33 protein-coding genes are annotated in these 24,641 nt (G+C 63.1%); 10 read left to right on the top strand and 23 right to left on the bottom strand.

What is annotated here, in order from left to right; translation table 11 throughout:
* Window positions 1-69: 69 nt before the first annotated feature.
* Window positions 70-318 carry a helix-turn-helix domain-containing protein gene (locus FIV34_RS11985; protein WP_139983042.1) on the bottom strand — a complete coding sequence of 83 codons (249 nt, stop codon included), beginning with the start codon at window positions 316-318 and terminating at the stop codon, window positions 70-72.
* 148 nt (window positions 319-466) lie between these two features.
* Window positions 467-787, bottom strand: coding sequence for a helix-turn-helix domain-containing protein (locus FIV34_RS11990; RefSeq protein WP_139983044.1), 321 nt, complete (start codon window positions 785-787; stop codon window positions 467-469).
* A 106-nt stretch (window positions 788-893) separates the two neighbouring features.
* On the opposite strand from FIV34_RS11990, the gene FIV34_RS11995 reads away from it, so the two are divergent.
* The 3 genes from FIV34_RS11995 (at window position 894) to FIV34_RS12005 (ending at window position 2,806) form a co-directional block, all read left to right on the top strand.
* A complete protein-coding gene (locus FIV34_RS11995; protein ID WP_139983046.1) occupies window positions 894-1,601 on the top strand; it encodes a hypothetical protein in 708 nt (235 codons plus the stop codon).
* Window positions 1,602-1,700: 99 nt separating this feature from the next.
* On the top strand, window positions 1,701-2,474 hold the full coding sequence (locus tag FIV34_RS12000) for a hypothetical protein (protein WP_139983048.1): 774 nt from the start codon (window positions 1,701-1,703) through the stop codon (window positions 2,472-2,474).
* Between the two features lie 59 nt (window positions 2,475-2,533).
* The gene (locus tag FIV34_RS12005; protein WP_139983050.1) at window positions 2,534-2,806 is read left to right on the top strand and encodes a hypothetical protein; all 273 of its coding nucleotides are present in this window, start codon (window positions 2,534-2,536) and stop codon (window positions 2,804-2,806) included.
* Between the two features lie 529 nt (window positions 2,807-3,335).
* Here FIV34_RS12005 and FIV34_RS12010 read toward each other — a convergent pair.
* The 5 genes from FIV34_RS12010 to FIV34_RS12030 form a co-directional block, all read right to left on the bottom strand.
* Window positions 3,336-4,697, bottom strand: a complete 1,362-nt coding sequence (locus tag FIV34_RS12010) for a cation:proton antiporter (RefSeq protein WP_139983052.1) — start codon at window positions 4,695-4,697, stop codon at window positions 3,336-3,338.
* A gap of 74 nt (window positions 4,698-4,771) precedes the next feature.
* Entirely contained in the window at window positions 4,772-5,212 is a 441-nt protein-coding gene (locus tag FIV34_RS12015; protein WP_139983054.1) for a pyridoxamine 5'-phosphate oxidase family protein, read from the bottom strand.
* Window positions 5,212-5,736 (bottom strand): DUF4142 domain-containing protein, encoded by a 525-nt coding sequence (locus FIV34_RS12020; RefSeq protein WP_170207610.1) that lies wholly within the window; start codon window positions 5,734-5,736, stop codon window positions 5,212-5,214. The genes FIV34_RS12015 and FIV34_RS12020 overlap by 1 nt, the downstream gene beginning before the upstream one ends.
* Before the next feature lie 120 nt (window positions 5,737-5,856).
* Window positions 5,857-6,576 (bottom strand): DUF72 domain-containing protein, encoded by a 720-nt coding sequence (locus FIV34_RS12025; protein WP_139985905.1) that lies wholly within the window; start codon window positions 6,574-6,576, stop codon window positions 5,857-5,859.
* 85 nt (window positions 6,577-6,661) lie between these two features.
* Complete coding sequence (locus FIV34_RS12030) at window positions 6,662-7,564, bottom strand: SDR family oxidoreductase (protein WP_170207611.1); 903 nt, start codon at window positions 7,562-7,564, stop codon at window positions 6,662-6,664.
* A 131-nt stretch (window positions 7,565-7,695) separates the two neighbouring features.
* Between FIV34_RS12030 and FIV34_RS12035 the strand changes: the two genes are divergently transcribed.
* Complete coding sequence (locus FIV34_RS12035; protein ID WP_139983058.1) at window positions 7,696-8,859, top strand: zinc-dependent alcohol dehydrogenase; 1,164 nt, start codon at window positions 7,696-7,698, stop codon at window positions 8,857-8,859.
* A gap of 25 nt (window positions 8,860-8,884) precedes the next feature.
* Here the strand turns inward: FIV34_RS12035 and FIV34_RS12040 are convergent, their stop codons facing one another.
* The 7 genes from FIV34_RS12040 to FIV34_RS12060 form a co-directional block, all read right to left on the bottom strand.
* Window positions 8,885-9,469 carry a DUF1989 domain-containing protein gene (locus FIV34_RS12040; protein WP_139983060.1) on the bottom strand — a complete coding sequence of 195 codons (585 nt, stop codon included), beginning with the start codon at window positions 9,467-9,469 and terminating at the stop codon, window positions 8,885-8,887.
* Window positions 9,466-10,212 (bottom strand): guanitoxin biosynthesis heme-dependent pre-guanitoxin N-hydroxylase GntA, encoded by a 747-nt coding sequence (gene gntA / locus FIV34_RS12045; RefSeq protein ID WP_139983062.1) that lies wholly within the window; start codon window positions 10,210-10,212, stop codon window positions 9,466-9,468. The genes FIV34_RS12040 and gntA overlap by 4 nt, the downstream gene beginning before the upstream one ends.
* Window positions 10,213-10,286: 74 nt before the next feature.
* Window positions 10,287-10,697, bottom strand: a complete 411-nt coding sequence (locus tag FIV34_RS12050; RefSeq protein WP_139983064.1) for a low affinity iron permease family protein — start codon at window positions 10,695-10,697, stop codon at window positions 10,287-10,289.
* A gap of 228 nt (window positions 10,698-10,925) precedes the next feature.
* A complete protein-coding gene (locus tag FIV34_RS20985) occupies window positions 10,926-11,081 on the bottom strand; it encodes a hypothetical protein (RefSeq protein ID WP_170207613.1) in 156 nt (51 codons plus the stop codon).
* Between the two features lie 10 nt (window positions 11,082-11,091).
* A complete protein-coding gene (locus tag FIV34_RS20990) occupies window positions 11,092-11,229 on the bottom strand; it encodes a hypothetical protein (protein ID WP_170207614.1) in 138 nt (45 codons plus the stop codon).
* A gap of 11 nt (window positions 11,230-11,240) precedes the next feature.
* A complete protein-coding gene (locus tag FIV34_RS12055) occupies window positions 11,241-11,738 on the bottom strand; it encodes a YciE/YciF ferroxidase family protein (RefSeq protein ID WP_139983066.1) in 498 nt (165 codons plus the stop codon).
* A gap of 17 nt (window positions 11,739-11,755) precedes the next feature.
* A complete protein-coding gene (locus FIV34_RS12060; protein WP_139983068.1) occupies window positions 11,756-12,265 on the bottom strand; it encodes a ferritin-like domain-containing protein in 510 nt (169 codons plus the stop codon).
* Window positions 12,266-13,482: 1,217 nt separating this feature from the next.
* On the opposite strand from FIV34_RS12060, the gene FIV34_RS12065 reads away from it, so the two are divergent.
* Both FIV34_RS12065 and FIV34_RS12070 read left to right on the top strand, forming a co-directional pair.
* Complete coding sequence (locus FIV34_RS12065) at window positions 13,483-13,728, top strand: hypothetical protein (protein WP_139983070.1); 246 nt, start codon at window positions 13,483-13,485, stop codon at window positions 13,726-13,728.
* Window positions 13,729-14,195: 467 nt separating this feature from the next.
* The gene (locus tag FIV34_RS12070) at window positions 14,196-14,378 is read left to right on the top strand and encodes a KTSC domain-containing protein (RefSeq protein ID WP_170207615.1); all 183 of its coding nucleotides are present in this window, start codon (window positions 14,196-14,198) and stop codon (window positions 14,376-14,378) included.
* 73 nt (window positions 14,379-14,451) lie between these two features.
* Here FIV34_RS12070 and FIV34_RS12075 read toward each other — a convergent pair whose 3' ends face one another.
* A complete protein-coding gene (locus tag FIV34_RS12075; RefSeq protein WP_139983074.1) occupies window positions 14,452-14,850 on the bottom strand; it encodes a hypothetical protein in 399 nt (132 codons plus the stop codon).
* A gap of 63 nt (window positions 14,851-14,913) precedes the next feature.
* Between FIV34_RS12075 and FIV34_RS12080 the strand changes: the two genes are divergently transcribed.
* Entirely contained in the window at window positions 14,914-15,225 is a 312-nt protein-coding gene (locus tag FIV34_RS12080; protein ID WP_139983076.1) for a hypothetical protein, read from the top strand.
* 93 nt (window positions 15,226-15,318) lie between these two features.
* Here FIV34_RS12080 and FIV34_RS12085 read toward each other — a convergent pair whose 3' ends face one another.
* Window positions 15,319-16,938 carry a histidine kinase famiy protein gene (locus tag FIV34_RS12085; protein ID WP_139983078.1) on the bottom strand — a complete coding sequence of 540 codons (1,620 nt, stop codon included), beginning with the start codon at window positions 16,936-16,938 and terminating at the stop codon, window positions 15,319-15,321.
* A gap of 73 nt (window positions 16,939-17,011) precedes the next feature.
* Between FIV34_RS12085 and FIV34_RS12090 the strand changes: the two genes are divergently transcribed.
* Window positions 17,012-17,827: a beta-ketoacyl synthase chain length factor gene (locus FIV34_RS12090; protein ID WP_139983080.1), complete on the top strand. Its 816-nt coding sequence runs from the start codon at window positions 17,012-17,014 to the stop codon at window positions 17,825-17,827.
* A gap of 63 nt (window positions 17,828-17,890) precedes the next feature.
* Here the strand turns inward: FIV34_RS12090 and FIV34_RS12095 are convergent, their stop codons facing one another.
* A complete protein-coding gene (locus FIV34_RS12095; RefSeq protein ID WP_139983082.1) occupies window positions 17,891-18,130 on the bottom strand; it encodes a hypothetical protein in 240 nt (79 codons plus the stop codon).
* A gap of 437 nt (window positions 18,131-18,567) precedes the next feature.
* Here FIV34_RS12095 and FIV34_RS12100 point away from each other — a divergent pair, with 437 nt between their 5' ends.
* Window positions 18,568-18,948: a response regulator transcription factor gene (locus tag FIV34_RS12100; protein ID WP_139983084.1), complete on the top strand. Its 381-nt coding sequence runs from the start codon at window positions 18,568-18,570 to the stop codon at window positions 18,946-18,948.
* A 49-nt stretch (window positions 18,949-18,997) separates the two neighbouring features.
* On the top strand, window positions 18,998-19,237 hold the full coding sequence (locus tag FIV34_RS12105) for a DUF3606 domain-containing protein (RefSeq protein WP_139983086.1): 240 nt from the start codon (window positions 18,998-19,000) through the stop codon (window positions 19,235-19,237).
* 412 nt (window positions 19,238-19,649) lie between these two features.
* On the opposite strand, the gene FIV34_RS12110 is transcribed toward FIV34_RS12105, so the two are convergent.
* The 6 genes from FIV34_RS12110 to FIV34_RS12140 all read right to left on the bottom strand — a co-directional run bounded on the left by FIV34_RS12110 (window position 19,650) and on the right by FIV34_RS12140 (window position 24,630).
* Entirely contained in the window at window positions 19,650-20,111 is a 462-nt protein-coding gene (locus FIV34_RS12110; RefSeq protein ID WP_139983088.1) for an Hsp20 family protein, read from the bottom strand.
* Between the two features lie 174 nt (window positions 20,112-20,285).
* A complete protein-coding gene (locus FIV34_RS12115) occupies window positions 20,286-20,498 on the bottom strand; it encodes a hypothetical protein (RefSeq protein ID WP_139983090.1) in 213 nt (70 codons plus the stop codon).
* 467 nt (window positions 20,499-20,965) lie between these two features.
* Entirely contained in the window at window positions 20,966-21,724 is a 759-nt protein-coding gene (locus FIV34_RS12120) for an EAL domain-containing protein (protein WP_139983092.1), read from the bottom strand.
* A 337-nt stretch (window positions 21,725-22,061) separates the two neighbouring features.
* Window positions 22,062-22,301 (bottom strand): hypothetical protein, encoded by a 240-nt coding sequence (locus tag FIV34_RS12125; RefSeq protein ID WP_139983094.1) that lies wholly within the window; start codon window positions 22,299-22,301, stop codon window positions 22,062-22,064.
* Between the two features lie 31 nt (window positions 22,302-22,332).
* Complete coding sequence (locus FIV34_RS12130; RefSeq protein ID WP_139983096.1) at window positions 22,333-22,572, bottom strand: hypothetical protein; 240 nt, start codon at window positions 22,570-22,572, stop codon at window positions 22,333-22,335.
* A 678-nt stretch (window positions 22,573-23,250) separates the two neighbouring features.
* Window positions 23,251-24,630 carry a hypothetical protein gene (locus FIV34_RS12140; RefSeq protein ID WP_139983100.1) on the bottom strand — a complete coding sequence of 460 codons (1,380 nt, stop codon included), beginning with the start codon at window positions 24,628-24,630 and terminating at the stop codon, window positions 23,251-23,253.
* Window positions 24,631-24,641: the final 11 nt, after the last annotated feature.

Here is a 24,641-nt window from a genome sequence, read left to right on the forward strand (position 1 = left end):
CTTTGTGGCCCGGCAACTAGGTCGGTGCAATGGTCCCGTGGTGCACCAAATGAAAATAGCGACTGTGCGTCAAGCGAGTCGCTTCTCCAGCGCCCGTCCGAACCTCCCAAGGTTTGACCCGCATGCATGCAACCAGTTGCGGAGTTGGATCGTATCGAGCCGGATTTTTCCTGCCTCCACCTGACTGACATAGGGCTGCGAGACACCGGCAAGGGTCGCCAAAGCGGTCTGCGTCAGTTTCGCCTTGGTGCGGGTCTCCTTGAGCAAGTCGAGGAAGACCGACCGGTCGGTCGCATGGTGTGATTGGCCCTTCGCCATGGGAAATCCTGGATGAGCGCTCTCGCGCGGGGACACATCCTCGGGCGGACGCCGGACGGCGCAAGGCGGCAGTCGGCCGCACGGAGCTGAGGGCGGCACCAACGGCCGACGGGCATTTTGTCGCGCCAGATGTTCCCTGTGCTCGGGCCTAGGTCCGGCGGGAACCCTTGTCCTTTCTCACCAGCCGCTTGGGCGGCGTGACCCTGCCCTTCTTCGCGGCGGCGTCGTAGTCGCGGATGAATTCCAGAAAGTCGATGCCGTAGACGCGGCACAGGTCACGGACAACGACCATCTCAATCTTCCGCTCGCCCACTTCGATTTTCGAAATCAGTGTCTGGGCGACACCGAGGGCTGCGGAAGCCTCCAATTGTGTCAGACCGGCCGCCAGCCGGGCGTCCAGCAGCATCCGGGCAAGCAGGATGCTCTCGGCGCGGTGCGGTGAACGGGGGCTTGAGGGGCGGTCGGCCATGCCCCAGTGTTCAACCCATTTTGATTTAGCCCATTTTCACTTTAGTAAGTGGATTTGATCGTAGGATCGCCCCGAACCGGACATGACGTCCGCACAGGGGTTCACCATGCTCGTCCGCACCGCCCTCGCTGCCCTTCTTCTTGTCCCTGCTCTGGCCACCGCCCAGGACGCGCCTGCCCCGGCCACGACTGCGCCCAAACCCTCGTTCTGGCAGCGGGTCGGCAACACGGCCCGCGATGCGGGACATCGCATCGGCCAGGAAATCAGCAATCCGGGCTCGACGAGGGGTGACGCTTTCCGGCCGCTGACGCCGGGTGCCTCCCAGCTCGTGGGCATCTTTCCGGCCACGCAGTCCGCTGAAGCCCAAATGGGCCATCTGGCCTGGCCGCGTGTCGCACTGACGATGGAAGAGTACGGCGAGCATCTCGATTGCTGGACCATTCGTGCCCGCATCTGGAATGACGCGACGAGTCATCATGACGAGCGCTTCCAGATTTGCCGGAGCGCACCGGTGAAGATCACCAATGACCTGGGACAAGCCGGATACGCCATGCCGAACGATATGGAAGCCCGGCTCGCGCAAGGTGCGCAGACGCACCCGCCCGTGACGTCCACGGGCACCGTGGCGACGGAAGGCCCCAACCCGCCGATGTCGCTCTTCATCCGTTCGATTCCCGAATCCCTGAGCGCAGCGCAGTGGCCGGTCATCACGCGACTGCTTCGTGTCAGCGGATTCGGGGCGGGCATCTCGGGCGGCGGATTCGATTACCGCATGTGGATTGCCGGCTACGACGCGGCCGGCAACAAAGGCTGAGCCCGGTGCACTTCTCCCGCCCCCGTCACCTCACGCCTGCCGCAATCCATGCGCGGCGTGTTCGGCGGAGGCGAATACGTCCTTTGATTCGGAGTCATCATGTCGTCGTTCTTCTACATCTTCCTCGGCCTCGGCATTGCCGCTGGTTTCATCGTCTTCCTCTACCTCGTGCGCACCATCTACCGGGCCTCGTTGGTCAGGCGGGAACGATATTCCGACGGACGCAACCAGCTGTTCATCGACAATGCCGCCGGTGAGCTCGTCATCACCCAGGGCGACCGGACGGATGTGCACCGCCTGCCGCTCGGCACGCTGACCTGGCGGAAGACCGGCACCGACGTGCGCATTGCGTCGTTCAAGCTGCCGCTGGCGTATGCCCGCGCCGAGTTCAACGACTACGACCAAGTGGCGGTTCAGGACAGCGTTGACGTGTGGGTTGGTGCGAACAATGCCGGCCCCCTCCTGCGCTGGCTTTCCCACCGCGCCGGCCGGCTTGCGCCCGACGCCGAGGGTCACTTCCGTGCGCTCAATGCGAAGAAGAAGGAGATTGCCGCTGCCGCGCGCCGCCTCCTGCCCGAGACGCCGGTCGTTGAATGCGACACCGGGCGGACCCTTGAACAGTACGCGTACGTCGCCTTCCTGCCGTCGGGGTTTGTCTACGGAATGGACAGCATTGAGGGTATCCCGCAGCCTGTCCTTCGCGTCTTTGCCGGAAATGTAAACCAGGGTAAGGGCCGCAGCATCGATGTTGACTACCCCATGCCGAATCCGCCCGTCACCTTTTCGCTGAGTGCTGGTGAGATGTCGGCTATCCAGGCACTCCAGGAAAAGGGTGTGCTGCGACTCGAGCCGGCACGGCGGTCGACGTATTGAACACAGGCTAGGCCAGCCGGCTGATGGTTTCGTCACGCCGGCCGGCCTAGTCTCGTCCCATGGCACACGTTGACGAAGAGACCATCCTGACCCGGGCGCATCTTGCGCTCGAAGCGGCGGCCATCGGCCACGCGCTGCTTGACGCCGATGCCGAAGAGGCGAGGTTCCGCACGCATCTTGTCATGAAGCAGGCGCTCGACACAGGCTTAGGTGACGTTGCGCGTGCAGCGCGGGCAATAGCCTGGCTGTTGAGAGGCTCGGACACCGTCGCTGTACCCGGCATTGGTCGGGCGTTGCTCGCGTTGTCGGACACCATCGACGCTGCGCGTTAGCCGAGCTCCGTCCCCGTCAGCGTGCGTGCGGTGCGGAGTGCATCGATTTCAGCCTGGGCAACGGCTTCATCCTCTGTCTGAAACGTCGCCGTTGCCCCCGAGATCCGCGACTGGGACCCCGACCATTGCGGTTCAGGCTCGGTGCGATGGAGGGACCACGACGCCACCCATCGACCCGCGCGTTCCCGTGGCTCGATGAGTGTCCACAACCCTGCGACGCGTCTTGCGATTCCCAAAACCCTCTCCGACCGGGCAACCGATGCCACAGCATACCCGATGACCGGGGAACGCTTGCCTCTACCAGGGCCAGGAGCGCGGCCAAACGTCCTTGATGTAGTCGAGGTTGCGGACCGACCTCCCACCCGGCGTGCTGTGTTTCAACGCGTCGGGAAGTGGTAAACGCGCCCCCAGGGCCTGGAAAACCTGTCCGACATGGCCGTCCATCATCAACCGCCGTAGGGGCCGGCCCGGTGTGGCCAACGATGTCGGCCCGCCCGCCGCGCCAGCGCACAATATTGGTTCCGGGTCATCAGCCGGGCTTGCCGACGCTTCCCCTTGCTCGTGCCGACAGGGCCCGGGACCTCCAGCGCATCAGTGGCGTCACGCTCCCTCCGTGCAGCAGAATGCTGAGCGTCACCACAGTGATGACGATGCCCTCCAGCGGGGCGCGCAAATCACCGGTCAACCCGTGGCCGACGGCAAATGCCAGGTAATTGAGGCTGCCGAGCCCACGAATGCCGAACCAGCCAATGAGGACCCGCCGTTGCCAGGGGACGGGGCTGCCGATCGTCGCTACCCACACCGCCAGCGGCCGGATGACAAGCATGAGTGCCATCGCCACCAGCACGCCTGTCCAGCTGAGCGCCGGCACTGCCGCCACGCCGACGGCGAGGACCAGCGCTGCCGCGATGAGACGCTCGACAGTCTCCCCGAACGACAGTGCGTCGGAGACGACCCATCCCACGGTCTGGCCTGGGTGCTCGATGGCCGCTCCCGCCCGCTCGTTGGGATTGACCCGTGTTTCCGCCGGAGCCTGGTCAACCGGGTCCCTTTCCCCGTCTTCCTGCGTGTATCGGCTCACATGGAGCTCGACGCGCCGCAATCCGACGCCTGCGGCGAAGGCCGCGAGGAAGCCCGAGGCATGGACGGCTTCGGCCAGCGCGTACACACCGATCATGATGCCCAGTGCGAGAAAGTCACTGGGCGCCACGTCGCGCGTGGCGTGACGCAGGTGCGTGCCCAGATGCCCGAGGCCCCACCCTCCCAGAACGCCAATCCCGACGCCGCCTGCCAGATTCCACAGGACATCGACCGTCAGCCAGTTCGCCCAGACATTGGCAAGGGTTTCCCCAGGGGACGCCATTGCCAAGGCGAGCATCAGAATGGGCAGGCCTGTGGCATCGTTCATGCCCGCTTCGCCCGAAATCGCCACCCGCAGGGCATCGTCGTCCCTGGCGTCGTCGACCGACACCAGGGACGCCAGGACCGGGTCAGTGGGGCAAACCATCGCCGCCAGCGCGAGCGCCCACGGCAGCGGCCAACCCAGTCCATGAATGCCGAGGAGCATCACGCCGAGCACGGTGAGGACCATGGCCGTCAGCGCAAGGCGAACCGCCATTCGCCACCCACCGTCGCGAAAACGCAACCTCAGCTTGAGTCCGGTGATGAACAGTGAGACGACCATGGCTGCCTCGGACGCCACCCGAAGCCAGAGAACATGGTCTGCCGTGAGCGGCAAACGGGTCAGGGCAAGCACCCCGGGGCCGACCCCGACACCAGCGAGGAGGTAGATGGCAAATGTCGTAACCGGCCCGCGATGGATCCACCCCGACAGGAACGAGGTCAGCAGCAGGAGCGCTGCGGCAAAGAGGAGCCATCCCAACGTCGGCATGGCCCTATGGTTCCCGTTGTCCGGTCAAGGCGCCGCGAACAGGAGCAACCCACCTTTCACTGGGCGAATTCCCCCTACAAGCGAATCTCGCCCTCGTCCATGCCTTCCCACCACGTGATGCGTCGGGCGCCGACCTTCAGCATCACAATGCCGGGCGTGTCGACCCCTTGTTCGAACCAACGATCCAGTTCCTTGTGCCAGTGCGCCTGCATCAACGCCTTGTCCCGGATGAGCTCGCCACGGCCCTCGACTGCGACAAACAGTGGCGGCTTCCCAAGCAGGGACTTCGCACCGGTAAATGACAAGGCGACGGCTGGGTTGGCCTGAATCTCGCCAACAAAGTGCGTGCCCTCATAGCCGAAGAAATAACTGTCACCGTCGTACTCGACATCGCCATTGTTGCTCATCGGACGACCTGCAATCTCGCCGCTGGCAGCGTGGGTCTGGAGCATCGCAAAGTCTATCCTGGCCATTGCCTTTGCGAGGTCCTGCAGCGTGCGTTCGGTCCTTGCCATCACATTGCCCCCGGCAGCTTCTGTGCCATCTCGAGGTGATGCTTTAAGGTCGGCAAGGTTTTCGTCGCAAACGCTTTCAAGTCTGCGTCCTTCCCGCTGGTCGACTCCGTCGTGAACAGCTTGATGACCTTCTGGTGGTCCGCAATCATCTTCTGCCTGAAGGCCTGGTCGAACGCGGCGCCACTCTTTTTCCCCATCATCTCGGCGGCCTTTGCATCGGCTGGCATGGGTTCGCTTGCGACCGCAAGCGACTTGCCGGTCGCTATGGTTTTCAGTTCATCGCCGGCCGCCGTATGGTCATCGACCATCGTCTTCCCGAATGCCTTTACGTCGTCAGATCCTCCATTTTCTGTCGCCAGGTTGCCCAGCTTGACCTCGGCCAATCCTGCCGCGCTTGCCGCTTTCACAAAAGCCGCATCCGCCTGACCGGCAGCCGGCATGTCCGCAGCCTGGGCAACGGAAACGCCAGTGGCCAGCATGAGGCACCCGGCGAGCGTGGCAACTCGAAGCATGGAACGTGTCATGGATTCTCTCCCGTTGGTTGGAACCAGTGGTGTGGCATGGACTGCATCAACAGGTCGTCTACAAAGGGTTACGCCAGAACGCTTCCCCGGTGGCATCCCTCTGACGGGCATCGACCGGGGTCAGCGGGGGCGCCATGACGCGCCGCCGGCCTCGAGGTGCCGGAGCACGGTCCGCGCATTCGCGATTGCATGGCCATGAGCCATGTTGTCAAAGACACACCAGAAAGACGACCCTACCCGCGTCGCGGCAAGCAGCCGCCGGGCAAGCTCTTCGAGAAACGCGGCGTCGTAGGAAGAGCGGTAAAGGTCCGGGGCGCCGTGGAGGCGCAGATAGAGCAGCCGGGTGGGCACCGGCAGATGCATGCCGTCGCTGCCGACGGGACGGGGGTGCGCATACACCCAATCCACATCGAACCCCCGCCCCGTCTCGTAAGCAGTCGCGGTGAACCATGACCCGTGACGCGGCTCAAGCACCACTGGCACAGGGGTGCGTGCGCGTAGTGCCGCAAAGAACACACGGGCCACATGGGCGTCAAACGTCAGGCTCGGTGGGAGTTGGACCAGCAGGCTTGCGAGCTTGTCCCCCAGTCCGCTCGACTGCGCCAGAAACGCGTCGAGCAACGACCCAGTGTGGCGCAGACGTGCCTCATGCGTTACCGCGCGGGGGACCTTGACGCTGAACCGGAACCACGGAGGCACCGCTGACGCCCAGCGGGCATAGATCGCTTCGCGGTGGGGGCGGTAAAACGACGAGTTGACCTCTACACAGCTGAAGGCCCGCGCATATCGCTCGAGGTGACTGCCGACGGACAAGGGTTCCGGACCATTGTCCGCCGGCATCGACCATCCGGCGCAACCCACGCGCCAGTGCGCCAGTGCCTTCGGCCTAGCGATATCGCGCGTCACGCGTGGTCGCCCTGGCTGCTCAGGGCAACGGGTTGCCACCGGTCACACCGTACGTTTCCCCGGTCGTGAAACTCGACTCGTTGGATGCGAGGAGCACATAGACTGGCGCGCACTCCACCGGCTGGCCCGGACGTTTGAGGGGCACCTGGGACCCGAAGTCCTTGAGCTTCTCCATGGGCTGGCCGCCGGATGGCTGCAACGCGGTCCACACCGGCCCCGGCGCAACAGCATTGACGCGAATACCCCGCTCCGCCACCTGGCCAGCCAGGGCTTTTGTGAAAGCGACAATGGCAGCCTTTGTCGACGCATAGTCGAGCAAGATGGCCGACGGATCGTACGACTGGATGCTCGCGGTATTCACGATGGTGCTGCCTGACGGCATGATTTCCAGCGCGGCTTTGCACAACCAGAACAGCCCGTACACGTTAGTCTTGAACGTGGCATCGAACTGGTCCGTTGAGATGTCTTCAATGGTCTTCTGGTGGGTCTGCTTGCCGGCGACGTTGGCCAGAATGTCGAGGCCACCCATGGCTTCGCTCGCCTGCTTGACCAAGGACTGGCAGAACGCTTCGTTCTTGAGGTCCCCAGCTATACCCTTGGCGACGACGCCTTCCTTCTCAAGCAAGGCAATCACTTCCCGGGCATCTTCCTCCTCTTCGGGCAAGTAATTGATGACGACATGTGCGCCCTCCCTTGCGAAGGCGATGGCCGCCGCCCGGCCGATGCCGCTGTCACCACCAGTGACCAGCGCGCGACGGCCTTTGAGCCGCCCACTGCCCTGGTAACTCGATTCGCCATGGTCTGCAGGCGGATGCAGCTTATGCACGGTACCGGGCGCGGACTGCTTGGGTGTATCAAACGGCGGACCGGGAAAGCGGGTCACCGGATTCACGAGGGAGGGCATGGTCTTCGTGTCGGTCATGGCTTGCTCCTGCGGAAAACGGTGACCGTAGGCTTCCGATTGTCCCTGCCGTGTCTAATTTCCCATGCCTTGCGCTCACCTGATGTTGAGTCCGCGCGTGGGACGGTCAGCCTTTCCATGAGGAGACCGCAATGAAAGCCCTGACTTACCATGGCTCGAAGGACGTGCGCGTCGAGACAGTGCCAGACCCTGTTCTCCAACACGATGACGACATCCTCCTACGCGTGACGGCCACGGCCATCTGCGGGTCCGACCTGCATCTGTATCACGGCAAGATTCCGGAAACGAAACACGGCGACATCTTCGGCCATGAGTTCATGGGTGTCGTGGAAGACGCTGGACGCGGCGTCACGAATGTGAAGAAGGGCGACCGGGTCGTCATCCCGTTCGTTATCGCCTGCGGAAAATGTTTTTTCTGCGAGCACGAGCAGTTCGCAGCCTGCGAGACGACCAACCCCGATGAGGGCGCGAGCCTCAGGAAGCGTCCGAACATGACGCCGCCCGCAGCGCTCTTTGGTTATTCGCACCTGTACGGCGGAGTACCGGGCGGTCAGGCCGAGTTCGTCCGGGTGCCGAAGGCCAATGTCGGGCCCTTCGTGGTTCCCGGTAGCCTGAGCGACGAGCGGGTGCTGTTTTTGTCGGACATCCTGCCGACCGGTTACCAAGCCGTACTCAACGCAAAGATTGGGCACGGTTCCACGGTTGCCATCTTCGGCGCAGGGCCGGTCGGGCTGATGGCAGCCGCCTGCGCGCGCATGCTCGGTGCCGAGCGCATCTACATGATTGATGACCAGAAGTACCGGCTCGATTTCGCGGTGACAGCCTACGACGTCATCCCCGTGGACTTCAGCAGTGTCGACCCATCGGAGTTCATTCTCGCCAATACGGCCGGGCGTGGGGTCGACGCCAGCATTGATGCGGTCGGGTTTGAAGCCAAGGGCAGCACGACGGAAACGGTGCTCAGCACGCTGAAGCTTGAAACCAGCTCCGGTGAAGTCCTCCGCCAGTGCATTACCGCCACGCGCCGTGGCGGCATCGTCAGCATTCCGGGCGTCTATGCCGGATTCATCCATGCGTTCCTCATCGGCGACGCGTTCGACAAGGGGCTGACGCTTGCGATGGGCCAGACCCATGTGCAGCGCTACTTGCCTGAGCTCCTCGACTTCATTGAGGAAGGAAGCCTTGCTCCCGACATCATCATCTCGCACCGCATGAAGCTCGCTGACGCCGCACGTGGGTATGAGGTGTTCGACAAGAAAGAAGAGGACTGCCGGAAAGTGGTCTTGACCCCATAACCAACAAGCCCCCGGGGCCGGGGGCTCATTCCAACTGGAAATCGATGGGCTTGAACGTGAAATTGTTGGACAACCCTGCGGAACATGCGGTCAAGCCCACAACCAGGTCCATTAGCGCCACAAAGGTCGTGCCCTGCCCGGCCCGGCTCAGCGGTGGCTCGACCGATAGCGCACCAGTGGTGCCGTCCACCTGCACGTTCATGAAGACGTTGAACGCCGTCGGGATTTGGTCTGGGTTGATGCCAAAGGGAGCCAGGGCCTCGACAAGGTTCCCGAAGCAGCCCCGGTGCGGTTCAGTGTGCCCGTAGAGCTTCGCGAACATTTCCTTCGAGCAAGGGGCAAGGAGGAAGTCATGCCTTCCGACATCGTCCTGTTCAATCATAAGCATCGGACTGCTTCGGTTGGAATACAGCGTGTCGCCGGTGGTCAGCAGAAACTTGCTTGCATAGTCGAGTGTTCGACCGCTTGACAGCCACTCGTTTGTGTCGTTTGCATTGAACGCGACAAGGTCACTGACCTGCTGACCCTGCGGGTCAATAACAGTCAGGCGTTGGCCCTTGCGAAGCACAAACGCAGTGCCGCTTTGCGGCGGGATGGTCTGGGTCGTCACGCGGTCTTCCTGGGATTTGGTTGAGCGACAGGGGAAAACGGACAGCTCCAGGACCCTTCGACATGGCGGCCGCTGTACTGGACCGCCTCCGACGTCGAGCCGTGCACCGCGAGCATCGGGTTGGCGGACCCATTCCGCTCGATGTCCTCATTGATAATCGCGGACTTCAGGCGGTCATAGCGGCCTTGGCTACGCAAGTATTCGAACTGGCTGTGGAGATTGAAGACAAGTGCCGGGTGCGCCAGGCGTCGACCCGGTCGGGATGCTCCCGGATGGAGACCGACGACGTAGAAGGCTCTGCCGCCGACACTCATGCTGAACGCGGGATCCTCCGGGTCGTTGCTGACGGCGGGGTCCCAGTCATGTGACCGAGCATCCGCTTCGTGGATACCCTGCAATCTTGCAAACAGCAGCCGCTCAAAGACAGGTTCAGGTATGACGGCGTGGTCGGTAAAATGGACCACAAGACTCCGAAATGTATCCTCAGGGCTGTTACACACTGCGAATGATTCAATTCGTTCCGCAAGGGATTCATCGTCCGCAGGGCACGCAAGAGCACTGGCGAAGACGTGCTCGATGAGGTGTCGGCGATGAGCCGTGCGGCCGGCAAAGCAGGGGAAGGTCTCGCCCTCGAGGAGGGCATCAAATTCACGGAGCGCGCTGGCTCGACTGGTTGCATTCATGGCATCGAGCGTGCCGACGACCTCGTGAACGAGGCTCGCAAGGATGTTGAAGGCACCCACAACGTATGTGAGGGGCCTCGCCGACCCCAGTCACGGCATCTCAACGTCCACCCGGATGGCGTTTCGACGGAAGGTCAGCCGGCGTCGCTGGGCGAAGAGTCAGACCGTTCTCTGGCACGAGCGGCCTCAGCCTTCTCAAGGTAAGCCTTTCGGACACGGTCGAGCTCCTTCTCGTCGAGTTGTTCAAGGTCAAGCAGCGCTTCGTTGGTGCCCTTTATTGCGTTGATGAGTTCATCGAGCTTGATTTGCAGGGCTTCCGTATCGCGGTTTTGGGAGGCTTGAATCAAAAAAACCATCAAGAAGGTGATGATGGTGGTCGAGGTGTTGATGACCAACTGCCAAGTGTCACCAAACTTGAAGATGGGACCGCTGGCGGCCCACACGATGACGACGAGGAGTGCGATGGCAAAGGTGACGGGCTCACCAGCGGCTTTCGAGACCGCCATCGCGACGCGCGTGAACAAACCTTGCTTTTTCGATGCCATCGGCCCGCTCCAGGCCCGCCGTTCGGGACCGTGCACCGGAGCCTCCTACCGCACCTGTGATGCCTGCGTGCACGGGGACGGCAGGTCAGGCTCTCCCAGCAAGCCAGATGGACATGGCGGCCAGCGCACTGATGATGAGGAGCCCAAAGACGACCCAAGCGACATGCGCGAGGACGGAGACGCCCACGGCCGAGGGCGTCTCCACGTTCTCCGACTCATCTTTGTGCATCACCGGATGCCTTCGTCCCGCTTCGACGCTTTGTCCATCTTCTCCTCGCCTTGCTCGATTTTCTTGTCCCGCCTCTCTTGCTGCGGCTTGTCCTTTTTGGCGACGTAGTTGAGGTTGCGGTCGCCCGACTGCGGTTGGTGGTTCTGGTCAGCCATGAGGTTCTCCTCAGCCATGGTCTTCGTTGTCGTGCTCCTGCTGCGGCGACTCCTTTTTTGCCGGCTTCTTCTCGACGCGCTTGTCGGCGGACTCGTCGTACTGGTGTGGCGAGGTGTCGGCATGACCGGTCTTTTCATCGTTCATCATCTTCTCCAAGGTCAGGCTTTCTCACTCGCTTTTTGAGCAGAGACGGCACTGGCAAGAAGCGTCAGCTTCTCGTCGGCCGCCTTCTCTTCTTTCAGCGTGTCGGCGAGCAAGGGCACCGCATCGGTGTAGCCCAGCTGCTTTGCCAGGGCAATCAACGTGCCGTACCCTGCAATCTCGTAGTGTTCGACGCGGTTACCCCCACCGATGAGGGCTATGTCGCGCAGCGGCCCCTCTTCCACGCCATCGATGACTTCCTTGCCCTCCTCGACCAGCCCCTCCATGGCGGCACACTTGATGCGCTTGAGGCGGATGCCGAGCAGCTCGACAACCTGGTCGATGCGTTCGACCTGCCCTTGGGTCTCTTCGAGGTGTGACTCGAACGCCTCCTTCAGGTCCGGATGGGTCGAGGCGCGCGCGAGACGTGGAAGTGCTTTGGTAAGCTGCTTTTCGGCACTGTAGATGTCGGACAGTTCGTGGATGAACAGGTCTTCGAGCGTCTTGATGGTCATGTTATCTCTCCGGTAGGTCAGCGCTTGGCTTCAACGTCTGGGGTGGCGTCTCTGGCGAGGAAGTCGTCTGTCAGGTCAGGGAGGTGGTGGAGCAGCCATTCGGCCATGGCTCGCTCTTGCGGAAGGATCTCGTCGACGACCCGGACTGTCTCCGAGTCTCCTTCGGCGAGGGCGGCGGCGCGAAGGGTCGTGTACGTGGCAATCTCCAGGTTCTCGAAGACATACCCGGCAATTGCGCCCTTGATGACTTCGTCGGAATTGACCGAACCGCCGAGGGCCTGACCGAACGCCATCACCTTGCCGAGGGCATCCTTGGTCACGGAAGGCTTTGTGTCATACCGGGCGAGACAGCTTTCGATGAGTTTTTGCTGGCCCAGGGTCTCGTCCAGGTGTTGCTCGATGCGGGCCTTGAGCTGAGGGTAGTGCTCGATGCGCCCGGCCTGGGCTTTGAGCATCTGCTCCGCCTGTTGCTCCATCGCGTGCGCGTCCCTCAGCCAGTCGATGAGGTTGTCCCGATGCTCTGCCATGGTTAGGTTCCCGTTTTGATGTCTGAGCACCATGCATCGCGACGCATCAAGAACCACTTGCGCGGATGTGAATCACAAGGGGGCTTGTCCTCACCAATGTGTGTATCGTCGGCCCCGTTTCACGGGAGTCCAGGTTACTTCGCGTGGTTGCGCCGAAGAAAAACAGGCGATGGAGGCTTTACGGGCGTGTGGCGCATCCGCCCCCGCGCGCGACCCGGGCACCAGCACCGACCTCGTCACGCAGCAGAAGCCCACACAATCGCGGTGGTGCCATCCATCGCCTCTTCTGCCGGCCGCGCCGACTAATTGGAGGCCCGAGCCTCGTCGCGGGCGTCATGCTGGCCCTGGGGGCCGTGCGCTACCGGATGTCATACTGCGTAGCGGCCCAGGGCGCGTAGCATGCTACTCATCGACTCACGCCGTTCGCCCGGGCAACCGGATGGGTTCCATCCGTCATTCCGTTTTTCAGAATGGTCCGTCCGTGCACGTGACGTTTCCTATCGGCTGGCATGACCGGCTTCGGGGCTACACCCCCTTGCCTACTGGGGCGAATTTTGCTCGCCGGGTCCCCGGTGCGGCACCCCGCGATGAACCATCCGGCCATCCGCCTTGGTCTCCCGGTCGGAGCGCTCCGCAATTACGCAGCGGGGTTCCCCTTGCCCGCCGACGTTGCGCGCGATATCGAATGGGCGATGGAGTTGCCCGACAGGTGGCTCGACGGGCCGTCGACGGCAGTGACGGTAGTCCTCGACGACGACACAAAGGGGCATGACGGCGTCCAGCTGCCTGTACAGCCGAACTCCGTGAACGCTCCGTGCAGCCGGGCCTTTCCCAGGCATGCGCCGTCGTCATCGGCCCAGCGTTAGAACTCGTTTACGGCGGAGTCGGCTGGGACCGGCGGTTTATGATCTCCCTTGCCAGCCGGCCCGGCCGACCAGACGAGCACGGCAGGGCCAAAGACGTCCGATCTTTCTGGGCCATTGGTTTCCGGGCCATTGGGAGGTGGTCATACGGCTCGTGCTGGCGTGCCCAGCCGACCGGTGTTGCCTCGTCCAGGACGAGCGCAGTTGCTTGGCCAAGCGGGGTCGGTGACCTTGGCAAAGGTGCTGACTGGGCCGCCTTCAGTCGACACCCGATGCCGTGGGTGTGAGCGCCGCCCGCTTTGCCACGCCTCCAGTCGATATCCCTGTCGGAACCGGATAATGCGAGAGAGAAGAATGGGATGGAATGATCACATCGCAAACGAATTGACTGCGTCGCTGACGGATGCCATTTCCAGTGGCTATCTCACCAGTGAAGACGCCGGGTACGCCGTTGCGGTCAAGGCAAGGGACCAGGGCATGGGCAGCCTGACAACACTTGAACAAGACATCTTTGAGTTCGAGCTCCGACCGCTCATTGAATCGTTCGAACAGCGGAAAATCGAAGACATGGGGCGGGATGAACTGGAGCGGCAGGAGTAGCCGGGACACCCGGGCCCTTGGTGCCTGCTTCGCTCTCGTCTGACGCTGATGCACAACGAAGGTCGATTTGCCGAATATCGGGCTAGCGGGCGCAGGGAATGCTGTGATGCGATGTCAGCATTCCCAGAACGGTCGATACCTCGCCCGCCATGCTCCTCCCCGATGATCTCCAGACCCTCTGTCAGCTCGATGATACCGCGCGCCTTGCCTGCAGCCCCTTGGACCAGGGCGCGTGCGAACGGCTGCAGAGCAGCGGACTTGTGCTCGAGAATGCCGGGTGGTGGCGCATTACGGACCTCGGCCGTAACGCACTGGCAACCGGCAGCTCGCGCACTGTTTGCCCGCGCAGATAACGCCGGCGCAACGACCGCCGGGCACCGGGCAGGTACCCGTCCTTCTCGGCCGCACGCCCTGCCGCATTGGCGGAACGCGACCAGATGATGCGGGAGCGGGTGGACTCGTCGGTCATGGCCGCCATCGGCTACGACCCGGATGCGCAAGTGATGGAAGTCGAGTTCGTATCCGGGGCTGTCTACCGCTATGCGCCTGTCAGTGGCGCGCTTTACGCACGGTTCCGGACCGCCTCCTCGCTGGGACAGTTCTTCGACGCATACATCCGGGATGTCGTGCCGTTCACACGTCTGGTGTGAGCCGTCCGGTAGCCCGGGGTCACAAAACGACGGGACGCTCAAGATGGCCGCGCCGACGGGGCCGTCCAAGCCCTCAGGTCCTGACGATTCCGAGCAATTCGTTCGCCTCGTCTTCGGTCATCGCCTCCGCTTCCACGAAGAACGTGACCAAAGCGCCGCTTTCAATGTCCTTGACGACGGTCGGCCCAGTCTGGCGGAACTCGCCCTCCACACATCCGCCGAGGGTCAGCTTTCCTTCCTCCACGGAGCCCACTGTAAATCCGCCGCAGCGCTCGATGAGCGCCATACGCAGCTCTTCATGGAACCAGATGACCTTGCCAAGCACTGCGCACACCTCGTGACGCCGGTCGGGAACCCGGCCAATTCTCTGTGTCGTCCATTTTTCCCAGCAGTTGAATAAGCCACCCTTCACATTGGTGAAAAGGCTCGACTTTTTCCGGTGTTCAATCGCGTCGGCTGTTGGTAAATACATCCGTGTCCAATGCCCACCACGCCGCTCGCCATGCCATCGCTTGACGTGACAGACCCTCGTTACATGCAGATTCTGACTGGCCTCACGGCGGACCTGCGACGCGCGCGTTTGGCACTCGAGCGTGGCCAGCTGACGCAGGCCCTCGCCCACACCTTGTCCATCGAGCACGTTGCGGCCTTGGCGGGAATGACTGATGTCGGGGCTTTGTCCGCCGGCCTCAATCACGCCATTCTTGAGGCGGCCGAGGGAAGCCCGGCGGTGCTCATGCTCGCCGTCGACCGGCTGGCGCTCGCGCTCCAGGGGTATCTCGATGAAGGGTCGACCCCGCCCGCAGCCATCGAGGCGACGCCGGCAGCCGGCCAAGCGTCCGACTGACCCGCAGCCCACGCCCCGTCCCCTGCAGAGGAGCATATCGTGTGGGCGGCCACATGGTAGGGCAGGCGGGACCTCCTGAAGCGCGCGCCTTCGTCAGCTGATGCCCGTGGGCCCGTCGAGAACGAAGCGAATCTTCCGGAGGAGGTCCATCCGGGAGTACGGTTTGTTCAGCACGTCAAAAGCGATGCCTCCCGCATCCGACCGCTGCACGGACTGCGAGGCATACCCCGTCGTCAGCAGGACCTTGATTGTCGGTCGGATGGCGCGCGCCTTTCGCGCCAACGCCACACCGTTGAGGTCGCCGGGCATGACAATATCGGTAAAGAGCACGTCAAACCCGTCGTCTTGCTCGAGTTGCCTGAGCGCCTCTTCCGGGTCGCTGAGCGACACCACGTCGTACCCATGCGACTCAAGAATCGTGTGGGCAAGTTCGGCCAGGTCATGGCGGTCGTCGACAACCAGCACACGCTCATGGCCGGACCGGTCCGATGCGCGGTCAATGCGGCTGACCTGTGGAACGCTCCGCCCGTCATCGACTTCGACGGCCACGGGAAAGTACATCGTTACCGTTGTCCCCTCGCCTTCTTTCGACGTCAGACCCACCGCGCCGCCTGATTGCTTTGCAAAGCCATAGACCATCGACAAGCCAAGGCCAGTGCCCTTGCCTTCGTCCTTGGTGGTAAAAAACGGATCCATCACACGGGATGCAATCTCCGGCGGCATGCCTGTGCCGTTGTCAACGACGTCGATGGCGACGTACTCACCACCCCGCGTCGAGAGCTCGCCGAGGTTGTTGACTTCAAGCGGCGTGGCATTGCGCGCACGGATGATGAGGCGCTTGCCAGGTCGTCCGTCCATCGCGTCCCGCGCATTGATGGCCACGTTGAGCAGGGCCACTTCCAGCTGGGTGGGGTCCAGGCGTGCATTGCGGGTGGCCGGGGAGAGCTCGAGGTCGAGGACAATGTCAGACCCTATCGAGCGTCCCAGCATGTCTTGCATGTCGGCCACGACCTGATTGGGATTGACCACACGGCCCTGCAGCGTCTGTTTGCGCGAGAACGCAAGGAGCTGGGACGTCAAGGTCGAAGCGCGCTTGATACCGGCCTTTGCGCCCCCGATGAAGCGCAGGAGTTTTTCCCGGTCCGGGTCCGGCCGGGCCAAGCCGGCCTCGACCGATTCAACGTAGCCAATCATCAACTGCAACAGGTTGTTGAAGTCGTGCGCGATGCCACCGGTCAACTGGCCGAGCGCTTCCATCTTCTGCGCCTGGCGGAGTGCGTCTTCTGCATCGCGCCTGCGGCTGACGTCCAGCTGGGATGCGAAAAAGTACACCACCTCCCCATTCCCGTCATAGACAGGGGAGATAAAGAGCGCGTTCCAGAACGTGCTGCCATCTTTCCGGTAGTTGAGAATTTCGGTGGCAATTTCCTGATTGGCAGCCACAGCGTCACGGATGGTAGAGATGGTCACCCGGTCAGTGCCCGGCCCCTGCAAAAGGCGGCAGTTGTTGCCGATGAGCTCCTCGTTTGTGTAACCGGTCATGCGCAGGAAGGCAGGATTGACGAAGATAATGGGATTGTCGGCCTTCCTCGGGTCGGTGACGATCATCGGCATACGCGTCGTTGAAACGGCCGCGAAAAAGATGTCGCTGCCGGGGTGGTCGACGCCCTGGTAATCAATCCGGGTCGGCACGCGCGATGTCGGTTCAGCCATGGGCAGTTTCCTTGGTCGAGCCCCGCATTGTCAGGGCATGCATGGGAATGGTTGATGAAAGGCTCACCCACGCGTGTTCATCTTCACGCTGCCAAGTCATCGAGGGGCTGCATGCTGTGCGCCCCACCGCAAGGATGCTTGTCTGAACGCGCAACTGCTCCCTGCCCATACGACAACCCAACCACTGCGACCGGCTTACGATCAAGCCGTCCGCCTGAGGATTCGCGTTTCGGCCGTGTCTTCTGCCACACCAGCCCAAGGCACGCATGGCCGGCGGGCCTCGGTGTTCGAGCGGCTCGCCCTTGATGCTGCGGCCGAGGCATGCACCAGCTGGGGCGGAAACACGTCAACGCTGCAAACGGTCTTTGCCACCCATTCTGCCGATGCCGAGGCGGTCGACCGGTTGCTTGTTGCTGTCACCAGTTCCCCGGTGGCGGTCTCGCCGCTCACCTTCCTGCAGTCTGTCTCTTGCACCCTGGCTGGCAACTGGGCGACCCGCACCCAAAACCACGCTGCATCGACGACAGTGACGGCGGGGCCCTATACCCTGGGTGCGGCCCTGTTTGACGCGGCCGTCCACGTGGCGTGCGAGGAGCGCCCGTGCCTCCTGGTCTTCGCCGAAGTCCCGCCCCCGCCGCCCTTGTCCATGCCCGGGCATACCACAGCGCCCTGTGCTGTCGCGGTTGTCCTCTCGCCGATATCGGGAACGGGCAGAGCCATCGAGCTTGCGCACGTTGGTACGCAGCTCGGCCCCCGACAACCGGCAGCGGCCATCGACTCCCTGCGTGCAGTCCTCACGGGCTCCGCACGGCTGGCCACCCTGGCAGCAGGACCGTCATCGCACGTCGCCATCCAAGCGCCCTGTGCAAGCGTCATCGGGCATGTCTGAAAAGGCTCGAATACGACGGCTGCGTCATCGGCTATCCCGTGCCGGTCTTGCGACGCGATGACCTTACGCGATGGCGTCCGGGGTGACGCGGTCAAGCCATCCACGAGGACGGTTCATGGCCCATTCCACGTCCCGGGCAAGCCGGTCGCTGACGGGCGCACCCTTCACAATGCGGCCGAATTCTTCGGGCGGGATGCCCAGCATTCGAGCTCTGGCTTCGCGACAGGCGATGCCTTCGCGGCGGAGCTCATTCAGGAGGAGGCGAAGATTCGCCCGCCTCGCGCATTGCAGTTCGTCCATCATCCCGGCCCTCCCCTAAAGGTCCACCCCGTTTATCGGAAAAAACGATGATGTCTTCAACCGGAGCCTCATCACATATGTGAAGGCCCTAATCGTCTCACGCCTCCGCAGAAGACAATGCACGTCCCGCACCGGGAGGCATTCCTCTCCCCCGACGACGGCCGCCAACGAATGGGAAATCGTTGGTCGTCACGTGGTTTACCCGTTGCCACCGGTTCACCCCGGCCGCTCCGCCAGCATTGACCGCCGCCCATTGCGCTGGTCTGGTGGATTGGCGATGCTTGTCCGGGCTGCCATGTAATGGACGGCAGTCACTGGTCGGCGGTTTGCGGCCGCACCCGGCGTCTGACCGCTGCGTGCCCCACACCGTGTGCAAGTTGCCCCCTGTGCCGGGCAGGGCCCAGCGCCGCCGCTGTATCCATTTTGAACAAGGTCCTCCCATGCCTCGCCGGATGCTCGCTGTTGTAATCGAACCAAGTGCGTCCCTTGCCCAGACCGTGGCCGATGTCCTCGGCCAGCGTGGGTACGAGACGGCGACGGCATCGACCCATGCAAGCGCGGCAAATCAGGTCGAAAAGTTCGATACCGTGGACTTTCTCGTAGCCGCCGTTCCCGCCCCTGGAGAGGACCACGCCGGCGCGTATCTGGAAGAGGCGCGGAAAAAGAACGCATCGATGAGCGTGGTCATCATGCTCTCCGACCCCAATGAGCCGACGGACGACGCACCCGCGAACGCCGTGCGGGTCGTCAAGCCTTTCAGCCTCCATGAGCTGAATGCTGCCATTGATTTGGCCTCTCGCAGTTCTTCGGGCACCCCGTGATTTCACAGACATCATCCGTGCCCTGAGTCGACGTCGATGATGCGTTGACGTGCGTACCGGCACGTTCGGCACCAGGCAATCCTTGGTTCCCGACGTGTCGCACGAATTACCCCGCATCACCCGCATCAACCCCGACGACGCCGAAGACGTCCGGCTCTGGGCGCTCGCCCTGGGCGTCAACCCCGCGTCGGTGTACGCGGCCGTTGCTGCGGTCGGTGCCGACGCCCTGGCGGTCCAGGCATACCTGCGAGGCCCCGGTATGCCGCGTGACGACAAGCCAAGGGAGTGAGGTTGCCGCCTGCGAACCCGCGACCTTTGCCATCGTCTTGCGTTTTGAAAACGGATGTTTTTGGACGGCCAATTCGGTTTTCCAGAATCCTGCCAAGACCAGATATCCGTTTCAGCCCGCAGCGTCCATCCGGGCGAGGCCCGCGCTTGCGTCCACCGGTTGCATCGCATGTCCACGCCCGGAAACACGCTCAGGCCCGGCCGCTTGCGGCAACCCCCAAGCCCACCGGGTGGATTGATGGCGTCGGGGATGAAATGGCGGCAGTCAATGCATTCCCTGCGGGGAGGTCCCGGTGGGGGACGCCACGTCTCTGCCCACGCGAGGTCTGCGGCCGTCACGCACCATTGCTGCGTTGAATCCTGGCACCTGGCCATCGGGAAAGGCCCGCCCCTTGCGGGGGCGGGCGGCTCCATCAGGCCACGTTGCGCTCAACCTGACGCACAGGCTCGGCACTGTCCGGGGACACACTCACGGGAATGGTGCGGGGCTTTTCGGCGTCGGGAACGTTCCGGACAAGCTCAATCGACAGCAGGCCATGGGCGAGCGTCGCCCCGGTGACTTCCGTATGTTCGGCAAGCTGGAACCGGCGGCTGAAGACCCGCGCGGGAATGCCCTGGTGGAGATATTCCCCTTCCGTGTCGACCTTGCGCTCACCGCTGACAATAAGCTCACGCTTGTGCTGCGTGACCGCGACTTCGTCGTCACGGAAACCCGGGACGGCGATGGACAGGCGAAAGCGGTTGTCTGAGAGGCGCAGCGAATCGAAGGGCGGAAAATCATCGCCCTGCCGCTGGGCTGCCGCTTCAATGAGGTCAAAGACCCGGTCGAGGCCGGAGTTGGCGCGAAAGATGGGGTTGAGGTTGAGAGTACGCATGGCAAATCCTCCAAGGTGCAAGGAGATGGAATGGGTGCTCGCCTGATTAAAGGCCAGGCCGGTGTTCCCCGGCAAAAACGCAGATAGGGCCGAGTGCAGTCCGTTCAAGGAGCAGGATTCAGCATTCGTTTAGACGTCCATGTGGGAAGACAACAAGCTGCGCTCCTTCGGGCCTCACTCCCGGACGATGTGCCAAGCCCCGGCCGCGTCTTCCTGCATCACGGTGACGTCGTCACCCATCTCTTCCATCACGCGGGCGCGCTCGCATGCAGCATGCAACGCGACGAGGCCATCGGTGTACGACTCCCCGTCCCGGCCATTGATGGAAACATGCCATGTTCTCGTGTTGTGAGCCGGATACATGACGTAGATGCGCACTTGCGCCATAGGCAACCTCGGTTTCCGGTTGGCCGACTTCGTCGGCTGTGTCAGAAAAAAGGCCCCTGCTGATGGACAGGGGCCGGTGTGACGCAGTGGGGGTGGGAGGGACTGCGACACGGGCGCCGATGATGCGGGGTGGAAAGTCACTGCTTCGTGAGGACCGTTTCACCGTTGACAAGGCAAGTTCAGGGCGGCGACCAGCCCCTTCGCCCGAGAGCGTCGATTCGCCGTCGTCGTCCGCGTGACGGCGCGCACTTTTCCTGGACGCGCGCATTGACTACCCTACCGCCGCCATTCGTGAGAATCGCACCGGCCTCCGCAAGGAGGTACCCCCAATTGGCCATGGACGGCCCCGGCCTGCGTGCCTTCCCGGACGCAGGCCTTTTCGTGGCCACTTCCCTGGCGACCCTCACGCCTTGCCAATCCCACTTCCCGGCCGGGGCCAGACCCATCCTGCTTCCCCTGTTACTGCGCTAGGGACCGTCGGTCAGGTCCGGCCACGCTACAGCGGGCAATGACGCAAGCCCGGGCCTTGCAAACAAAAAGCCCTGTTGCAGGCCGATGCCAAGGTCAAGGAGCGCCCGGCACTCGTCTTGTGTTTCGACACCCTCGGCTATCACGCGCACGCTGAGGTCACTGCACATCGCCGCGAGGTGCTGGACGATACGACGGCGGGCGGCGTCGGTGTCGATGCCCCTGACAAGGCCGATGTCGAGCTTCAGGAGGTCAGGCTGGAAGTCTGCGAGGAGGTTCATGCCCGCAAATCCGGCGCCGAAGTCATCAATCGCTGTGAGAAAGCCGTGTGCCTTGTAGGCCGCGAGAATCGCGACGAGATGTCCGTGGTCGACGACCTCCTCGTGCTCGGTGACTTCGAAGATGACGCGGTCGACCGGCCAGCCCGCTTGCGCCGCTGCAACAAAGGTTGCCTGGAGACAATGTTCCGGGTTGTAGACCGCGTTCGGGAGGAAGTTGATGGACAGGAGCGCCGGCGGGCCAACGCGGGCGGCCGTGCGAATGGCGACGATGCGGCAGGCCTGGTCGAACGCATAGCGGTTGTCGTGGGCGACCGCCGAGAGGACGTCCTGGGCGGACTGTCCGCTTGTTCCCCTGACCAGCGCTTCGTGGGCGAAGACGCGTCGTGCGCCGACATCAACAATGGGCTGGAATGCCATCGTCAACCCGGCCGCCACGGCTTCCGCATCACCGCATCCCCTGCAGCCTGTCCGGTTCATGTGAGTCGCGCCCATGGGAGTTGTCTGGCCTCCCGGGCCGGCCTTTCCCTGTTCGGCGACCGTGCGGCCAACTGCGCACGTGCGCGAAAGTGCGCGCGCATCGTCACTGCACGCCTGTCCGGGTTATGCGCCTGCCCTTTCGTGGTCGTGACCAAGCCATCCAACGCCTGCGTACATGCGGCGCGACGTGGGCCTCTAACGGCACTGACATCCGCTGTGGACGGGGTCGGGCGCAATGGCGACGCTCGAGGGGAGACATTGGCAGCATGCGAAAGGGGATGTGAGCCCGAAGTGCACGCAGAACGACCTCCGCTGCCCTTGCGGTCCCCGCTCCGCCTCACCATGGCTTGCAACCATGGATGGCGTCTTCCGCGCGGGATTGTGCATACGCTTCGAGCACGGGCCTGACTTCGCGGCCGTACACTTCCCGCTCAACATCACTCAAGGCGCCGATGCCACGGTCCCGAACCTTGACGGCCTCATCGAACCCAGGGTCGTCGTCGAGCATGAATCCGGCGTCGAGGAGCTCCGAGAGCAAGGCGATGAGGTCACTGTCGATGGAAGGACGGGTATGCATGGGAGATGGCTGGCGTATGCGCCCATTGGGCTCAGGCGAGCGCAGGTTCCATTGCCGTGTCCATCCAGCCCCGGGGACGGCACATGAGAAATTCGATTTCCTCGGCGAGCGCATCGCTGACCGGCGCGCCCTTGAGCAACCGCGCCAGGTCGTCACTGCCAATGCCCAGAAGCATGGCGCGGTCGGCAGGCGAGGAGGCGCCATCACGCTTGAGCTCCGAGAGCACTTCCAGGAGGCGGGCACGGCGAATGGCGTTGCTTGTTGCTTCCATGGGTCGTCTGCCACGGTAATGGGCCGCCCGATGCTCGACGCAGCCATGCATTGAAAATGTCGAGAAACATGCAAATTGCCGATTGTGTTGGCCAGCATTCATCAACGTGTATGCGCGAATCGCAAGCGAAGCTTTACCTGTGTGCAGGCCAACCGGTCTACCGCACGCCATTTCTCCGGGCCGGTCTCGCCCATCAAGCGACGGCCCTCATCCCCCGGAGCGGAGAGGATGCAGGCCACCCAGCCACTGAACGGGGCATACTCGCCGGATGCCAAAGCAAGCACCCGACACCCAATCCATCGTCTTGCTCGTCGGCCTCCCCGTGCAGAGCCGGGACGCCCTGGGAATTGTCTTGCAGGGCCAGGGGTTTGCTGTCATCGAGGCGTCCTCGGTCCAAATCGCCCGGGTCGTCCTGGGCGCGAGTTCGATGGTCTGTGCGGTGGTTTGCCGGTGCGGTGAGTTGGCCGAGGACGGGACAACCTCCTTCCCGGTCTGGTTGGCCGACCACCACCCGGGGCTCGGCATGATTTGCATCTGCAATGCCACCACGCACGACCACGGCGCACTGCCGGCTACGTGCCAGGTCCTGTCCCCACCGTTTGATGCCCAGGACGTTGCGCGTGCACTCTCCGGAGCGCGCCTCGACGCCTTCTCCCGGTCATCGCCCGACTGACGCCGTCAGCGCGGTCCGCCGCCGCGCCCGGGTTTGATGGGAGGACCCGTGTGTCCACCCTCTCCGCTCGAAACCTCGGACGGCTCTGCCACCTTCGGGATAACGCTTGCCATGGCGAGCTTCATCTGCACGCGCTCCTCGTCGCCTGCAATGACGAGCATGTGGGTGAGCAGGTTCGGGTCGGCACCGTGGAGACCCTTGACCGCGTCTTTGAGCTCACTGCGTGCCGTCGAGAGGGCGAGGTCTGATACACGGCAGTCGACTTTGAGTTTTGAGACCTGGAGCCGCAGGCGGCCCGCCGCAGCTTTGAGCTCGGTGACATGCAGGGATGCCCGCGACTGCTCGTCAATTTTCCTTTGTCGGGCGAGGGAGGCAAGTTCCATCCTGCCCCTCAAAAACACGAAGAAGCTTTTCTTCAATGGCTTCATCTCCTTGAGTTCGCGGTCGACCCTTGCCCGATACCGCCTCGCTTCATCAAGACGGTAGGCGTGGTCAAGCACACTGGTCGAGACCCGGGCGAGCTGGGCACGGAGGTTTTCGTCGACCTTCCCGTGAGCGACGACGTCCCCGAGCGCGTCTTCGACGGTCCTGGCAAACCCCATGGCAAGCTCGAAGTCGCGAAGGTCCGGGAGCGTCATGCCCCGGGGGGCTTCCTTTCGCAGGCGGACAAGGAGTGGATGCGTTTCCGGATTCTCTGTCGGGACGGCCGCTGGCAATGGCAGGTCGTCAAACAGGTCGCCATCGTCAGGCAAAAAGGGGCGCATCTTCCCAATTGGAAGGGTTGACCCGGCTGCATGCCGGAGGCGCCCAACTTCCTGGGTCACGCGCGTTGTGAACTGCTTTGCAAGATGCGGGTTTGTGGTCATTGCAAGACGCCCCGCGAAACCCGAGGGTTCGTTCGAGCGGTCCCTAATGGCGTTTGAGTAATCCGCCAGCGCGAGCATGCGGGTCGGGAAGCACAGCCGGACATGCCGCCCCGGGTCGTCCCGAACGGGCCAGGGCACAGTGCCGCCGAGAACGGCAAAGGTCACCGGCACGCTCATGTCGCGGGCGATGAAGCCTGCAAGGTTGCGGGCGAAATCATGGACTTCGACCTTGTCCATGGTGCCCGGGATGGGTGTGCGGAGCTCGAAGAACACGGGCGGCGTGCCGTGGCGTTCCGCCCACTCGACCCGGTTCCAGACCTCCTCTGCATGCGAGCACCAGGCAAGCGCCCCCGGTGGGGCGACGGTCATGGACGAGTCGGGTGTTCCGCGTACGGTGTGGTCATGGAAGTTCCCCGTGCGTTTGTCGATGAGTTCGATGCAAAGGCGCCGCGCGATGAGGGCAACAGCGGTGCCGTCGGTGGGGCGGGTGTGGAGCTCGAGTTCGATCTCGTGTGTCATGTCGGCCTCCC

It is taken from the genome of Luteibacter pinisoli (genome assembly GCF_006385595.1).
GTDB classification, from domain to species: Bacteria; Pseudomonadota; Gammaproteobacteria; order Xanthomonadales; family Rhodanobacteraceae; genus Luteibacter; species Luteibacter pinisoli.

Coding starts and splice junctions, on each gene's coding strand:
- FIV34_RS12125 (WP_139983094.1), bottom strand. CDS start 22,301: ATGCATACCCGTCCTTCCATCGACAGTGACCTCATCGCCTTGCTCTCG.
- FIV34_RS12000 (WP_139983048.1), top strand. CDS start 1,701: ATGTCGTCGTTCTTCTACATCTTCCTCGGCCTCGGCATTGCCGCTGGT.
- FIV34_RS12065 (WP_139983070.1), top strand. CDS start 13,483: ATGGGATGGAATGATCACATCGCAAACGAATTGACTGCGTCGCTGACG.
- FIV34_RS12095 (WP_139983082.1), bottom strand. CDS start 18,130: ATGATGGACGAACTGCAATGCGCGAGGCGGGCGAATCTTCGCCTCCTC.
- FIV34_RS20985 (WP_170207613.1), bottom strand. CDS start 11,081: ATGGCTGACCAGAACCACCAACCGCAGTCGGGCGACCGCAACCTCAAC.
- FIV34_RS12015 (WP_139983054.1), bottom strand. CDS start 5,212: ATGGCAAGGACCGAACGCACGCTGCAGGACCTCGCAAAGGCAATGGCC.
- FIV34_RS12085 (WP_139983078.1), bottom strand. CDS start 16,938: ATGGCTGAACCGACATCGCGCGTGCCGACCCGGATTGATTACCAGGGC.
- FIV34_RS12020 (WP_170207610.1), bottom strand. CDS start 5,736: ATGACACGTTCCATGCTTCGAGTTGCCACGCTCGCCGGGTGCCTCATG.
- FIV34_RS12115 (WP_139983090.1), bottom strand. CDS start 20,498: ATGGCGCAAGTGCGCATCTACGTCATGTATCCGGCTCACAACACGAGA.
- FIV34_RS11990 (WP_139983044.1), bottom strand. CDS start 787: ATGGCCGACCGCCCCTCAAGCCCCCGTTCACCGCACCGCGCCGAGAGC.
- FIV34_RS12080 (WP_139983076.1), top strand. CDS start 14,914: ATGCAGATTCTGACTGGCCTCACGGCGGACCTGCGACGCGCGCGTTTG.
- FIV34_RS11985 (WP_139983042.1), bottom strand. CDS start 318: ATGGCGAAGGGCCAATCACACCATGCGACCGACCGGTCGGTCTTCCTC.
- FIV34_RS12055 (WP_139983066.1), bottom strand. CDS start 11,738: ATGACCATCAAGACGCTCGAAGACCTGTTCATCCACGAACTGTCCGAC.
- FIV34_RS12010 (WP_139983052.1), bottom strand. CDS start 4,697: ATGCCGACGTTGGGATGGCTCCTCTTTGCCGCAGCGCTCCTGCTGCTG.
- FIV34_RS20990 (WP_170207614.1), bottom strand. CDS start 11,229: ATGATGAACGATGAAAAGACCGGTCATGCCGACACCTCGCCACACCAG.
- FIV34_RS11995 (WP_139983046.1), top strand. CDS start 894: ATGCTCGTCCGCACCGCCCTCGCTGCCCTTCTTCTTGTCCCTGCTCTG.
- FIV34_RS12030 (WP_170207611.1), bottom strand. CDS start 7,564: ATGACCGACACGAAGACCATGCCCTCCCTCGTGAATCCGGTGACCCGC.
- FIV34_RS12130 (WP_139983096.1), bottom strand. CDS start 22,572: ATGGAAGCAACAAGCAACGCCATTCGCCGTGCCCGCCTCCTGGAAGTG.
- FIV34_RS12100 (WP_139983084.1), top strand. CDS start 18,568: ATGCCTCGCCGGATGCTCGCTGTTGTAATCGAACCAAGTGCGTCCCTT.
- FIV34_RS12070 (WP_170207615.1), top strand. CDS start 14,196: ATGGCCGCCATCGGCTACGACCCGGATGCGCAAGTGATGGAAGTCGAG.
- FIV34_RS12075 (WP_139983074.1), bottom strand. CDS start 14,850: ATGTATTTACCAACAGCCGACGCGATTGAACACCGGAAAAAGTCGAGC.
- FIV34_RS12120 (WP_139983092.1), bottom strand. CDS start 21,724: ATGAACCGGACAGGCTGCAGGGGATGCGGTGATGCGGAAGCCGTGGCG.
- FIV34_RS12110 (WP_139983088.1), bottom strand. CDS start 20,111: ATGCGTACTCTCAACCTCAACCCCATCTTTCGCGCCAACTCCGGCCTC.
- FIV34_RS12060 (WP_139983068.1), bottom strand. CDS start 12,265: ATGGCAGAGCATCGGGACAACCTCATCGACTGGCTGAGGGACGCGCAC.
- FIV34_RS12050 (WP_139983064.1), bottom strand. CDS start 10,697: ATGGCATCGAAAAAGCAAGGTTTGTTCACGCGCGTCGCGATGGCGGTC.
- FIV34_RS12140 (WP_139983100.1), bottom strand. CDS start 24,630: ATGACACACGAGATCGAACTCGAGCTCCACACCCGCCCCACCGACGGC.
- FIV34_RS12005 (WP_139983050.1), top strand. CDS start 2,534: ATGGCACACGTTGACGAAGAGACCATCCTGACCCGGGCGCATCTTGCG.
- FIV34_RS12025 (WP_139985905.1), bottom strand. CDS start 6,576: ATGCCGGCGGACAATGGTCCGGAACCCTTGTCCGTCGGCAGTCACCTC.
- FIV34_RS12035 (WP_139983058.1), top strand. CDS start 7,696: ATGAAAGCCCTGACTTACCATGGCTCGAAGGACGTGCGCGTCGAGACA.